Source organism: Bradyrhizobium sp. CCBAU 53421 (genome assembly GCF_015291625.1).
Lineage (GTDB): Bacteria > Pseudomonadota > Alphaproteobacteria > Rhizobiales > Xanthobacteraceae > Bradyrhizobium.
Map to the genome: position 1 here is coordinate 5,613,650 of NZ_CP030047.1, position 12,811 is coordinate 5,626,460.

The following is a 12,811-nucleotide window of genomic DNA, read 5'->3' on the forward strand; positions in this document are numbered from 1 at the left end:
GTTTCCGGCGGCGAGCGCCGCTTACAGTTCAGAAACACTATGCTTACGAAAAGGCGCAATGCCGCCCACATGCGACGCGCATGCTGGTCGATTGGTGGCTAAGCCAGCGCGCCGGAATGCGCGCAAATGACCTGATGACGAGGCCCAGTCGCAAACCATGCTCGCACATACTCCAAAAATCCTGGTCGTCGAGGACGATCTGCCGACCAGGGATTTGATTGCCCGTTACCTCCGCGACCAATCGTGCCTGGTAGCGACCGCCTCGAACGGCAAGGAAATGGATCGTTACCTTGCCGGGCACTCGCTCGATCTCGTCGTGCTCGACCTGATGCTGCCGGGAGAGGATGGATTGACGCTGTGTCGGCGCCTTCGCGGCGACTCGACGATTCCGATCATCATGCTGACTGCCAAGGGCGAGGACCTCGACCGGATCCTCGGGCTCGAGATGGGGGCGGATGACTATCTCGCCAAACCCTTCAATCCGCGCGAGCTGCTGGCGCGGATCAACGCGGTGCTGCGCCGCCAGGCCCAGGCAGGGCTTGCCGGACGCTCCGGCCAGAGCGCCGCTCGCCTGCGCTTCCAGGATTGGACCATCGATCTTCGCCTGCGCGAGCTGCGCGATCCCGACGGCGCCCAGGTCCCGCTGACCAGCGCGGAGTTCGACCTGCTGCAGGCCTTCTGCGAGCGGCCCGGCCGGATCCTGACGCGGGATGGCCTCCTGACCATGACGCGCAGCCGGCCGGCCAGTCCGTTCGGGCGAAGCATCGACGTTCTTGTCAGCCGGCTTCGCCGCAAGCTCGATGGCAGCGAAGGACCGTCGGTGATCAGGACGGTGCGCACCGGCGGCTACATCTTCACGCCGCATGTGGAGGACGCATGAGCTGGACCCGCAGGATTGCCGCGCTCTTCAGCTTCCACCGGATCAGCGGCCAGATCGCCGCGCTGATCCTGCTTTCGCTGGTGCTGATCCACGCGCTAATCGGACTCTATTTCACCAGCCAGAAACCGAAATCGTTCGCGGACCGGCCGATCCATCAATTCCAGCTGGTTGCCAAGCTCCTGGCCGAGACCCCTGCGGCCGAGCGCGCAACGCTGCTGCGGGCTGCCGATCGGGCCTTTCCCCGGCTGCACTTCGCCTTGCGCGACGCAGCCGCAGGCTTGAATGGCGATGCTTCGCCCGGGGTGCCGGGCGTCGACGATGTCGACGAGTTTTCAATGAAGACCGCGCCGGCGGCGGTTCGGTTGCCGGACGGGACCCTATTCGAAGCCGCTATCGGACCAGTAAAAATGCCGCCTTTCGTCGGCGCATTCTGGGCGAGCACATTCCTGTTCCTATTGGTCAGCGTCACGCTGCTCGGCGTGTGGGCCGGTCGCGCGCTCAGTGCTCCGCTCTCAGCGTTTGCCCGCGCCGCCGAGAACTTCAGCATCAACCAGGCGGCCGCCCCGCTTGCCGAGACCGGCCCGGAGGAGATTCGCGCCGCCGCGGTCGCGCTCAATCGGATGCGCGAACGCATCACCACGCTGATGAATGATCGAACCCGGATGCTCGCCGCCATCAGTCACGATCTGCGCACGCCGATCACCCGGCTGCGGCTCAGATCCGAATATATCGAGAACGATGCCCAGCGCGCGGAGACCCTGCACGACCTCGACCAGATGCAGGCCATGCTGGAATCGGTGCTGTCATTCCTGAGCGGCGGCAGCGCGGCGAAGCCGACGCTTGTAAACGTGGCCGCCCTGCTGCAGACGATCTGCGACCAGTTCTCCGATTGCGGCCATGTCGTGCGCTACCACGGCCCGGTCAGGGCTTCGCTGCTGATCCGGCCCAGCGACATCAGCCGGACCGTGACCAACCTGGTGGAAAATGCGCTGCGGTTCGGCAGTGAGGTCGATATCCGCCTGACCGCATCCGCCGATCACGCCACCATCGACGTATCGGACGACGGTCCGGGGATTCCGGAGCACCGCCGCGCCGAGATGCTGAAGCCCTTCGTCCGCGGCGACGAGGCCCGCACCATGGACGAGAAGAGCGGCTTCGGGCTCGGCCTCTCGATCGCTCAGGCCATGGTGTGCGGGTACGGCGGCGAGCTTTCCCTGCACGACAATGCACCGCACGGCCTGCTTGTCCGGATCAAGCTGCCGGGCGCCGTGCATCTTGGATCGGATCGAAACGCCGCAAGCCCGGCTCGCCCCGCGCTTGCCGAGCTGATGTCCGGTTAGAGGAACGTCAGGATCGCTTGCCCCTGCCGCCCGGCCGAACGGCAACTTCCTGCTCAAGTCGAACTCTCCTCCGCATCATCCAGAAGCGGAGCGGAGTTGCCGGTTGCGCGGTGGCGAAAATGCGGAACGACGCAGCGCGGATACAGCCCGTTACAATTTGATCCGGCAGCACGCCGCCAAGGACCGGACCGCCGCCGCAGCAGCATCAGCCCTTCTTCGCCTCACCGCGCGTGTGGTGCAGCAGATTGTCGCGCAGCCTGACGACGCTCTTCTGCACGATGGGAAATTCGTCGCCGAGCCCGGTGGCGTCGACCAGCGATGCGTTGATCTCCTTGTCGAGCAGGCGCCGGCCCGCTGGCGTCAGGCTCACGCGCACCTGCCGCTCGTCGGCGGGATCGCGGACGCGGCTGATATAGCCGCTCTGCTCCAGCTTCTTGAGGATCGGCGTCAGCGTGTTGGATTCCAGGAACAGCTTTTCGCCGAGCGCGCTCACGGTCTGCCCGTCGGCCTCCGACAGCGCGATCAGGGCAATGTACTGGGTGTAGGTCAGGCCAACCGCGTCGAGGATCGGCTTATAGGCGCGGCCGAAGGCCAGATTGGCCGAATAGACCGCAAAGCACAGAAAATTCGAGAGTTTTCGGCCCTTGGTCTCGGCCTTGGCGGTGCGGGTCACGGGCGTCTCCGGAGTTTGTGAAGTCAGGGTCAATATAAATCGCATCCGATTAAATCGGAAGTGCTTGACATGGTCCATTAGCTGGATTATTTCGACTCGCATCCGATTAGATCGGATACGATCTATCTTCAACCAAAGGAGCTCACCATGACCGCCAATGCAAAGGTTCTCGTCACCGGAAAGACCCACGTCACCGCCGGCCCGAACGGCGCCGCCCGCTCGCGCGACGGCTTCCTCGACGTCAAGCTGCCGCAGCCGCACCCGGCCGCCGAAAACCTGTTCGCCGCTGCCTGGTCGGCCTGCTACATCGGCGCGATCCAGCTCGCCGCCGGACAGCGCAAGGTCAAGCTGGCGAGCGAGCCCGAGGTCGACGCCGAGATCGATCTGAACCAGGCCGGCGGCTCGTTCTTCCTGAGCGCACGCCTCAACGTCCACGTTCCCGGCGTCGAGCGCGAGGTTGCGCAGCAGCTGATCGAAGCCGCGCACGGCATCTGCCCCTACTCCAAGGCGGTCCACGGCAACATCGACGTCACGACCACCCTTGTCTGAAACGAGCGCATGACGACCTCCGACGCGGGCCGGCCGCTTGCCGGCTCGCGGTCGGACAAGTCCACAAACCCTGGAGCTCAAGATGACCAGCAAGCTGATGACGGCGACACGCCTGCTCGCAAGAGCGGCCCTGATCGCCGGAAGTTTCCTGACGATCCCGACGGCGCAGGCGCAGCAGCCGGCCGGCTTCACCCGAACCGACCTGCAGCGCCATGACCTCAGCGCGCCCGGCCGCGAAGTGGTCCAGGTGCGAGTCGACATCGTCATCCCCGCAAACACGATCCATGCGGCGAAGAACGTCGGCAAGGTCACGGCCAGCGAGCTTGCGACTTATATCGTCGAGAAAGACCAGCCGCTGCTGACCCTCGTGAAGTGAATGCCGCCTGCCCGCCCCAGTCCTGGTGCGAGCACGGCGACATCAAACTCACTTCGTGCCCTGGGCTTCAGCCTGCCGCATCGGCCGCACGTTGAAGATCAGGAAGCTGACCGCGGCCATGATCCAGACGCCGATGCCGCCATAAAGCATCACCCAGCCGAAGCCGCTCGCCAGCGCCTGATGCACGACAGGACCGCTCAGCTCCGGCGCCGATGCGGCATCACCAGCCGCGATCCGTTCCGCGATGCTGCGGAGCTGCGCGCCGTCGAGCGCAGTCAGCACCGCCTTCAGATGCGCCAGCACGCCGCTCGCCAGGATGAAGCCCATCAGCGCAATGTTGACCGACAGCGAGACCATCCGCGCGCTCATGTCGATGCCGGAGGCCATGCCGGCGCGGTCGCTCGAGACCGAGCCGGTCGTCGTGTTGGTGACCGGCGTATTGGTGATGCCGAGGCCGATTCCGGCGATCAGGCAGCCCGGCAGCATGGTCAGCCAGTCGGGCTGTGCGGCGGCGCTGCCGACCTTCATCAGCATGAAGCCGATGCCGATGGTGAAGAGACCCGCCGGGATGATCAGGCCGGGCTGATAACGCAGCGACAGCCGCTCCGCGAAGGGCGGCATCACCAGCGTCGGCAGCGTGTAGGCGAGCAGCGCAAGGCCCGCGAAAACGCTGTCATAGCCGAGACCAGCGTGAAACCAGATCGGCAGATAGATCATGAACGGCCAGTAGCTGAGGTTCATCGCGGCCGAGCCGACGATCGAGCCGAAGAACGCCGGGATCCGGAACACCGAGAAGTCGAACATCGGCCGCCGGCTGATTCTCTCGGCGACCAGGAACGCGACGAAGCTCAGCGCGGAGACGGCGAGGATCGCGAGCCCCTTCGGGCTGGCAAAGCCGAGATCCGGGCCCTGCGTGATGTAGAAGGCGAGGCAGAACACCGCGAGCGACATCGTCACGATGCCGGCGACGTCGAGGCTGCTCGCCTTCGGGTCCTTCGATTCATGCACGCCGCCGATCGTGAGCACGAACGCGACCGCCGCGAACAGCACGTGGACGAGGAATACCCATTCCCAGCTCAACACCGCGACGACGGCGCCGCCGATGATCGGCCCGAAGCCGAGACCGATGCCGAAGATCACGCCCCACCAGCCCCAGGCGACGGCGCGCACCCGGCCGCCCTGGAATTCGTGCGACAGCACGGCGATCTGGCAGATCAACAGCGCGCCGCCGCTCAGCCCTTGCAGGAACCGGGCGATGATCAGCATCTCGACGCTCTGGGCGACGCCGCAGATCAGCGAGGTGATGCCGAACGCTGCAATCGCGACCAGGAAGATGCGCTTGCGCCCGTAACGGTCGGCCACCGTCCCGATCGCCATCAGCACCGTGGTCACCGCGATGGTGTAGGCGTTCATGATCCATTGCAGCGCCTTGAAGTCGGCATGCAGCACCCGCTCCAGCGTCGGCAGGATCGCGGGGATGCTGGATATCTCCAATCCGAACATCAGGCAGGCAAGGCATACGGCGGACAGCACGACAGCGCCGCGGCGGCTCAATTCAGTGGACATGATCAGGCCTTTTGTTGTGGCAAGCCAACGGCATACCGCACGCTGTTGCCAGGGTGCTGGCAGCAGCGCCGGTCGATCGACTCACGATGTATTGACGCAGCAGCGGCAGGAATCGGGTGGCCGCGGCGCTTCACGACGCAAAGCTAGTCACGGCTTGAGCATTGTTGAATTGGATGACTAGATATTTCAGAGACAACAATTCCGGATGACTGACATGACAACGCTCGACGTCGACGCCGTGAAGGCTTTCGTGACCATCGCGGATCTCAAGAGCTTTACCCGCGCCGCCGACGCGCTCGGCACCACGCAAGGCGCGATCAGCGTGAAGCTGAAACGGCTGGAACACCGGGTCGGCCAGAAACTGGTCGAGCGAACGCCGCGGCTGGTGCGCCTGTCGGCGCAGGGCGCGGTGTTCCTCGAGTCCGCGCGCGCCTTCCTTGCCGCGCACGATCGTGCGGTCGCCGGGCTGTCGTCCGTTCGCCGCCGTTTCTCATTGGGGATCGCGACCCACGTCGGCGCGCCCGAGCTTCCGACCTTGCTGGCGCGGCTCAATGCGCATGATCCGGCACTGACGATCGAGGTACGGCTCGACGATGCTCGTGACCTCTTGGAGGCCTTCGATCGCGGGACGATCGACGCAGTGATCGTGTTCCGGGATGACGACCGGCGCGACGGCGTGGTTCTGGGGCCCGATCATTTCGCCTGGTTTGCCACGCCGGACTTTGTCCATCGCGATGGCGAGCCATTTCGATTGGCAGCCTCCTCACCGTCTTGCGGCATCCTCAACACCGCCACACGCGCGCTCGACACCGCGGGGCTGCCATGGACCGAAACCTTCCTTGGCTGCGGAGCCTTTGCCGTCGCCGAGGCGGTCTCGGCGGGCCTTGCGATCTCGGTGTTCTCGCGCCGGGTCGTCCCTCCGGGCGCGGTCGAGGTGACCGAGAAGTTCGGCCTCCCGGCGCTGCCTCCATCCGAGATCATGCTGCTGTCGAAATTGTCGGATGCGAAGTCGCGCGCAACGCTGAAAACCTTGGCAAGTGCCTTTCGCGAACATCATCGTCCGCCGGCTAGTCGCCCGACAAAGGACGTCCGCACCGTCACGGAGGCGGCGGAGTCCTGATCGATTTGCGCGCCTGCCGGCTAGCGCCGCGCGCGGCCGGCGCGCCTTCCCTCGAATAGCGCGCGCTCCGACGCAAGCGCCCTGGCCAAAAAATCGAGCGTGGCGCGGATGCGCGCGGTGCGCTTGAGATCGTCATGGGTCAACAGCCACAGCGCCGAGCGCGGCTCGGCCAGCGCTTTCGGTGTCAGGCGGCGCAGCGCGGGCGCGAGATCGCCGACATAGCAGGGAAGCAGCGCAAGTCCCAGTCCCGCAGACGCGGCATCGCGCAGCGCCGGAAGTGCATCGACGCGGCAGGTGAGGCGCGCCGGACGCAGGTTCTCGCGCATCCAGCCGGCGATCACGGTCCCCGCCAGCGCATCGTCGAGCCCGACCCAATCGTGTGCGGACAGATCCTTGTCGTGACGCCGGGCGAGATAGGCCCTCGATCCGTAGACCGCATGGGCAATATCGGCCACGCGCCGCCCGACCAGCAGTTCGGACGGCGCCGGCGTCGGCCGGATCGCGATCTCGGCCTCGCGGCGCGTCAGGTTCGCCATCGCATTCGAGATGATGATCTCCGGCTGGATTTCCGGATGCGCAGCGCGCATCGCGGGAAGATGCCGCACCAGCACCGTGCCAAGCGTATCCGTCGTGGTGATCCGGACCGGTCCTGACGGCCTGAGGTCCTGCCCCGCCAGCCTGCGCTCGAGCGCGAGCACTTCATCCTCGAGCCGGGCCGCCGAAGCGGCCGCGGTCTCGCCGGCCGGTGTCGGCGCGTAACCGTCGCGGAAACGCTCGAACAGCCGCGTCCCAATCAGCGTTTCGATCGTGCCCAAGCGACGAAACACCGTCGAGTGCGTGACGCCCAGCTTCCGCGCCGCCCCGGAGAGGCTGCCTTCCCGCGCGACGGCGAGGACGAGCCGAAGATCGTTCCAATCGAGCGGGCTGTTCATTTTTGCAAACTCAGTTCGCGGAGTTGAGGAGTACATTATCACAGACAGACAGGCCATCTTCCCGAAAAGTTCGACCGACGGGCACACCGCGTGCGCCGCGCCGGCAACGCAGAGGAGCTGGCAGGTGACAAGCGAGACCACCGAGACGTTGCAACTGCATGACACGCGGCCGGCAACGGTCGACCCGCGGCGATGGCTGGCGCTGCCCGTGCTGCTCACCGGCGCCTTCCTGCCGATCCTCGACTTCAACGTCGTCAACCTCGCACTGCCGGCCATTCGCGACAATCTCGGCGCCTCGGCGAGCCAGGTGCAATTCGTGATCTCGGCCTATGCCGCGACCTACGCGGTCTTCCTGATTACGGGCGGCCGGCTCGGCGACCTGCTCGGGCGGCGGCGCATGTTCCTGGCGGGCGTCGCAGGCTTCACGGTCGCGTCGGTGCTGTGCGGTGTGGCGTGGTCGCCGGACGTGCTCGTCGCCGGGCGGATCCTGCAAGGCCTCACCGCGACCGTGATGGCGCCGCAGGTGCTCGCTTCGATCCGCGTGCTGTTTCCGGCGGCCGAACAGGGCCGCGCGCTCGGCTTCTACGGCGCGACGTTTGGTCTTGCCAACATCTGCGGCCAGGTGCTCGGCGGCGTCCTGGTCTCAGCCCATCCACTCGGATTGGCCTGGCAGGCGATCTTCCTCATCAACGTGCCGATCGGCCTTGCCGCGTTGATCGGCGGGCTGCTGTTCCTCACCGACTCGCGTGCCGAGCACGCCCAACGGCTCGACATCGTCGGCGTCATCCTGCTGTCGCTCACGCTGGGCTTGCTGGTCTATCCGCTGATCGAGGGTCGGGAATCCGGCTGGCCGGCCTGGATCGTCGCGATGCTGTTGGCTTCTCCGCTGATGCTCGCCGGCTTCGTCCGCTTCGAGGCGCGCCTGTCCGCCCATGGAGGCGACCCGTTGGTCGCGCTACATCTGCTGCGCAACAGCGATTTCGTGATTGGGCTGGTGATGGCGCTCGCCTTCTACATGCTGTCGTCGTTCTATTTGACCTTTGCGGTCTACCTGCAAAGCGGGTTGCATTTCTCACCGCTGGCGGCCGGCCTCGCCACCCTGCCCTTTGCCACCGGCTTCTTCGTCAGTTCGCTGGTGTCGTCGCTGGTGATGCAATGGCTCGGCGCGCGCACGCTGACGCTGGGCTTCGCGCTCCAGGTCATCGGCTTCGGCGTCGTGATGGCGTCGGTCAGTGGCGAGCTGCCGCAAAGCCTTGAGTTCGGCCTGATCTGCGGCGGGCTCGGCTTCGGCACCGTGATGCCCTCGGTCATCAAGGCTGTGATCGGCAGCATCGATCCGCGCCACGCCGGGCTGGCATCGGGGATGATGATCTCGACTTTCCAGATCGGCGCAGCACTCGGCGTTGCCGTGATCGGCGGCGTCTTCTACAGCCTGCTCGGGCCGCATCCGCAGGCCGACGATTACGCGCAAGCCTTCACGATCGCGCTCGGCTGCAACGTCGCACTGCTTGCGCTCGGCGGCTGGCTGTCGCTGTGGCTGCCGCGCGAGCCGGCGGGATGAAATCAGGAGAACAATTCCATGAACACTCCGCTTTACGATGCGTCCGTCCCGGTATTCCGCCAGATGCTCGACGCGCTTGCCGATCTGCTGCGCAAGGGCGAGGCCCACGCCCGCGAACGCGGTCTCGATCCCGACACCATGCTTGCGGCGCGGCTGACGCCCGACATGCTGACGCTGATCGGCCAGGTGCAACGGGCCAGCGATCACGCCAAGGGCGCTGCCGGGCGGCTCGCCGGCCTCGAGCCACCGCTGTTTGCCGACGACGAACAGACCCTCGCCGATGCCCACGCCCGGATATCGCGAACGCGCGACTACGTCGACACGGTCCCGGTTCGGGCATTCGACCGCGCGGCGGAACGCATCGTCACCCTGCCGTTCGGCGTCCCCCCGATGCCGGCAGCGCGCTATCTGTACGGATTCGCGCTGCCGAGCCTGTTTTTCCACGTCGCCACCGCCTACGCCATCCTGCGCCATCGCGGCGTGCCGCTCGGCAAGCGTGACTTCCTGGGCAAATACCTCTCGGAGTGACCTCTATTTCTTCGCGACCTCGCGAAGCGTGTTGTAGACCCACTCCGTCCCCTGCCTGATCGCCTCGACGCCGATCCTTTCGTCGTTACCATGCATCCGGCTCAGGATGTCGTCGTCGAGCGGATAGGGATAGATGCCGTAGACGGGCACGTTGCGCTCGCGCCAGGCGGTGGCGTCGGTGCCCGCCTCGAACATCGTCGGCACCAGGACGGCATCCTTCCAGACCCGCTTCGCGTTGCGGTCCAGCGCCGCATAGAGCTCGGTATTGACGGGTGACGCCGGTATCCTGGAGCGCATCAGGTAAGCCTCCCGCGCGTCCTGTTGCGACAGCGAGCTCACAATGCTGACCTCGATGCCGGGATCGCCGATCACCCGCTTGATCTCCTCGATCATCTGATCTGTGGTGGTGCCCGGCAGCAGCCGCGTATTCACGACCGCCTTGGCATCGCCGGGGATGACGTTGGGCTTGATGCCGGCGTCGATCATGGTGATCACCATCGTATCGCGCAGCAGTGCGTGCAGCAGCAGGCTGTCCTTGGGATTGTCGGCGACCAGTTTCTTTCCGGCCGCTTCGAGATCACTCGGATCCTTGGCAGCCAATAGTTGCTTGATATCCGATGCCGTCTGCTCCGAACCGATCGGAAGCAGCGCCTTGAAATAGGCTTCGGTCGCCGGCACCAGCTTGACGGCCGGATCATGCACCGCCAGCTTGGCCAGCGCCGCGATCAGGCGGTCGTTGGCCATCGCGCCCGCCGGGAATGGCCGTGAGGAATGACCGGAGGGACCGGACGCCTTCAAGGCGAAGGTTGCCGAGAGTTTTTCCGCCGTCGTGATATTGATCTGGCGCACCGTGCCGTCGCGCTCCTGCAGCACATAGCCGCCTTCGTTCAGCGCGAATTCCGCGTCGATTTTGTCCCAATGGTTCTTCGCCAGCCATACCGTACTGTACTGCCCCTGCTCCTCATCGGCTTCGGCCAGGAAAATCACGTCGCGCGACAGCGGCGTCTTCTCCTCGGCGAGTCGCATCACCGCACTGGCGAACACGGCGAGCCCGCCCTTGAAGTCCATCGCGCCGCGCCCGTAGACGAAGCCGTCCTTCTCGACGCCGCCGAACGGCTCCACGGTCCACTTCTCGCGCTCGACCGGAACGACGTCGGCATGCGCGGCCAGCAGCACCGGTTTCCGCGAACCGTCGCCGCGCAGCCGCGCGATGAAATGCGCGGCCTTGCCGTTCGGGGCCACGAAGATGTCCACCTCGGCGCCGAGCGGCGCGAATTGCGACTTGAGATATTCGGCGAGCGCCCGCGTGTCGCCCGGGCCATTCGACGTGTCGAAGGCGATCAGCTTCTTGAGCAGCGCAACCGTACGGTCGCCCGGCTGCTCGGCACGCGCATGTCCCGCTCCGGCACAGGACAGCAACGCAGCTAGGGCCAACGCAGCGAGGCGGGTCTTGGTCGACAGCACCATGTTCTTCTTCCTCCCTTATCTGGTTTTGAAACAGGATAAACTGCGCCGCTGGCCTCAGGGAGTCCTCGAGCTCAAGAAGTTCTGGGGAACATCACCTTCAGCATCGCGGCTGCGAACAAGGTCGTCACGGCAAGGCCGGTGGAGAGATAGAGCGCGCTGGCATCGCCGAACCGGTCGATCACGATCGCATAGACCAGCGGCGCCGCCGCGGGCAAAATGAAGCTCGGAACGATGAGCCGGCCGACCAGCGTACCGTAGCTGCGATGATCGAACAGGATCAGCGGCAGCGTTCCCCTGGTAATGGTCAGAATGCCGTTGCAGGCGCCGTAGAGCAGCGCGAAGGCGATCGCCATCTCCTTCGACGACCCGCTGAACAGGCCTGCGATGAAGGAGAGCGGCATGATCAGGCACGCCATCAGGTTGAGGGCCAGCGGATCAAGCCGTGCGCCGAACAGCACCTCGCACAGACGCGCGGCGGATTGCCCGATGCCCCGGAGCGTTGCGATCCATACCGCCACCGTGACGGTGAGCCCGAGGCCGCCGAGCACCGCGATCATGTGCGCGGACATGCCTGCATTCAGGAAGTTAGCGCCGGTCATGATCATGGCATAGAGCACGCCGGCCGCCGCAAGCTGGCGGCGGCTGACGGCGCGCGGTTGCCTATGTGCCGGCGCTGCGGAGCTCGGCACGCCGGCAAACCGCTTGTTCGGAATCAGCAGGTGCAGCGGGATCGTCAGCAGTGCGAGACCGGCATAGACCAGCACCGCGATACGCCAGCCGAACTGTTCCGAAAGCAGATGGCCGAGCGGCCAGAACACGGTGGCCGCCAGGCCACCGAGCAGGGTGATCCCGGACATCGCGCGGCGCGCCTCCGGCCCGCCGATCCGGGCTAGCGTAGCGAATGCTGCATCGTACAGCGTCAGCCGCATGCCGAGGCCGAGCACGATCCACGATGCGAAATAGCTGCTGATCTGATGCGAGACCGCAAGACCGATGCAGCCGAGCGCGTTGATCACGGCGCCTGCCACCATGACCTGACGGCCACCGCTTCTGTCCACCCACCTCCCCGCCAGGGGCGACGTCACCCCCATCACCAGCAACGCCGCAGCGAATCCGCCATAGACTACGTCGCGCCCCCAGCCGAGATCCGCGGCGATCTGCTCGCCGAAGCCGCCGATCAGATAGTAGGTCGCGCCCCACGAGATCAGTTGAGCCAGCCCGAGGGCGGCCACGACGCGGCGGGCAATCACCGTGGCAATTCCCTCTCCGCGGGAAGCGTGGAGGCGCCCGGCCCAAGCGGCCGCTGCATCAGCACGGTGTCGACCCACTGCCCAAGCTTGAAGCCGACCGATCGCAGCGTTCCGACCATCTCGAAGCCCATGCGACGGTGCAGCGCGATCGATCCCGCGTTGCCGCTGTTGCCGATCACGGCAATCATTTGACGCCAGGGCCCGGCCTCCGATCGCTCGATCAGCGCCTGCAGCAGCGCCGCTCCGACGCGGCGGCCGAGCAGGGCCTCCGACACGTAGACCGAATCTTCAATGGTGTTGCGATAGGCTGGCCGCGGCCGGTATGCCGTCGCATAGGAATAGCCGGCCACCCGGCCGTCGACGACAGCCACGAGGTACGGCAGGCCCGCGGCCAGCACGGCGTTGCGGCGGCTGCGCATCTCGTCCACCGTCGGCGGTACCTCCTCGAAGGTCGCCAGTCCGTTGAGCACGTGATGGGCGTAGATGCCCTGCACCTCAGCCATGTCGTCGTCCGTTGCATCGCGAACCACGACGCCGTTGCTGTCTGCCACCATTCCGTCTCCACCCGA

The 12,811-nt window shown here is 65.8% G+C and carries 13 protein-coding genes; 7 read left to right on the forward strand and 6 right to left on the reverse strand.

The window, feature by feature from the left end:
- The first annotated feature begins 157 nt into the window (after positions 1–157).
- Both XH92_RS26925 and XH92_RS26930 read left to right on the forward strand, forming a co-directional pair.
- Complete coding sequence (locus tag XH92_RS26925) at positions 158–880, forward strand: response regulator (protein WP_194454808.1); 723 nt, start codon at positions 158–160, stop codon at positions 878–880.
- The gene (locus XH92_RS26930) at positions 877–2,220 is read left to right on the forward strand and encodes an ATP-binding protein (protein WP_194454809.1); all 1,344 of its coding nucleotides are present in this window, start codon (positions 877–879) and stop codon (positions 2,218–2,220) included. The genes XH92_RS26925 and XH92_RS26930 overlap by 4 nt, the downstream gene beginning before the upstream one ends.
- 205 nt (positions 2,221–2,425) lie before the next feature.
- On the opposite strand, the gene XH92_RS26935 is transcribed toward XH92_RS26930, so the two are convergent.
- Entirely contained in the window at positions 2,426–2,893 is a 468-nt protein-coding gene (locus XH92_RS26935; protein ID WP_246787645.1) for a MarR family winged helix-turn-helix transcriptional regulator, read from the reverse strand.
- 147 nt (positions 2,894–3,040) lie between these two features.
- Here XH92_RS26935 and XH92_RS26940 point away from each other — a divergent pair, with 147 nt between their 5' ends.
- Together XH92_RS26940 and XH92_RS26945 are read left to right on the forward strand one after the other, a co-directional pair.
- Positions 3,041–3,442 (forward strand): Ohr family peroxiredoxin, encoded by a 402-nt coding sequence (locus XH92_RS26940; protein WP_194454811.1) that lies wholly within the window; start codon positions 3,041–3,043, stop codon positions 3,440–3,442.
- A gap of 97 nt (positions 3,443–3,539) precedes the next feature.
- Entirely contained in the window at positions 3,540–3,818 is a 279-nt protein-coding gene (locus XH92_RS26945; protein WP_194461435.1) for a hypothetical protein, read from the forward strand.
- Positions 3,819–3,866: 48 nt separating this feature from the next.
- On the opposite strand, the gene XH92_RS26950 is transcribed toward XH92_RS26945, so the two are convergent.
- Entirely contained in the window at positions 3,867–5,384 is a 1,518-nt protein-coding gene (locus tag XH92_RS26950) for an MFS transporter (protein ID WP_194454812.1), read from the reverse strand.
- A gap of 214 nt (positions 5,385–5,598) precedes the next feature.
- Here XH92_RS26950 and XH92_RS26955 point away from each other — a divergent pair, with 214 nt between their 5' ends.
- On the forward strand, positions 5,599–6,504 hold the full coding sequence (locus XH92_RS26955) for a LysR family transcriptional regulator (protein ID WP_194454813.1): 906 nt from the start codon (positions 5,599–5,601) through the stop codon (positions 6,502–6,504).
- Positions 6,505–6,524: 20 nt separating this feature from the next.
- Here XH92_RS26955 and XH92_RS26960 read toward each other — a convergent pair whose 3' ends face one another.
- Positions 6,525–7,436, reverse strand: a complete 912-nt coding sequence (locus XH92_RS26960; RefSeq protein WP_194454814.1) for a LysR family transcriptional regulator — start codon at positions 7,434–7,436, stop codon at positions 6,525–6,527.
- Positions 7,437–7,560: 124 nt separating this feature from the next.
- On the opposite strand from XH92_RS26960, the gene XH92_RS26965 reads away from it, so the two are divergent.
- Together XH92_RS26965 and XH92_RS26970 are read left to right on the forward strand one after the other, a co-directional pair.
- Entirely contained in the window at positions 7,561–8,997 is a 1,437-nt protein-coding gene (locus XH92_RS26965) for an MFS transporter (RefSeq protein ID WP_194454815.1), read from the forward strand.
- A gap of 18 nt (positions 8,998–9,015) precedes the next feature.
- Complete coding sequence (locus XH92_RS26970; protein WP_194454816.1) at positions 9,016–9,525, forward strand: DUF1993 family protein; 510 nt, start codon at positions 9,016–9,018, stop codon at positions 9,523–9,525.
- Positions 9,526–9,528: 3 nt separating this feature from the next.
- Here the strand turns inward: XH92_RS26970 and XH92_RS26975 are convergent, their stop codons facing one another.
- The 3 genes from XH92_RS26975 to XH92_RS26985 form a co-directional block, all read right to left on the reverse strand.
- Entirely contained in the window at positions 9,529–10,992 is a 1,464-nt protein-coding gene (locus XH92_RS26975; RefSeq protein ID WP_194454817.1) for a M20/M25/M40 family metallo-hydrolase, read from the reverse strand.
- A 71-nt stretch (positions 10,993–11,063) separates the two neighbouring features.
- The gene (locus XH92_RS26980) at positions 11,064–12,242 is read right to left on the reverse strand and encodes an MFS transporter (protein WP_194454818.1); all 1,179 of its coding nucleotides are present in this window, start codon (positions 12,240–12,242) and stop codon (positions 11,064–11,066) included.
- Positions 12,239–12,745, reverse strand: a complete 507-nt coding sequence (locus tag XH92_RS26985) for an N-acetyltransferase family protein (protein ID WP_371818092.1) — start codon at positions 12,743–12,745, stop codon at positions 12,239–12,241. The genes XH92_RS26980 and XH92_RS26985 overlap by 4 nt, the downstream gene beginning before the upstream one ends.
- Positions 12,746–12,811 lie beyond the last annotated feature (66 nt).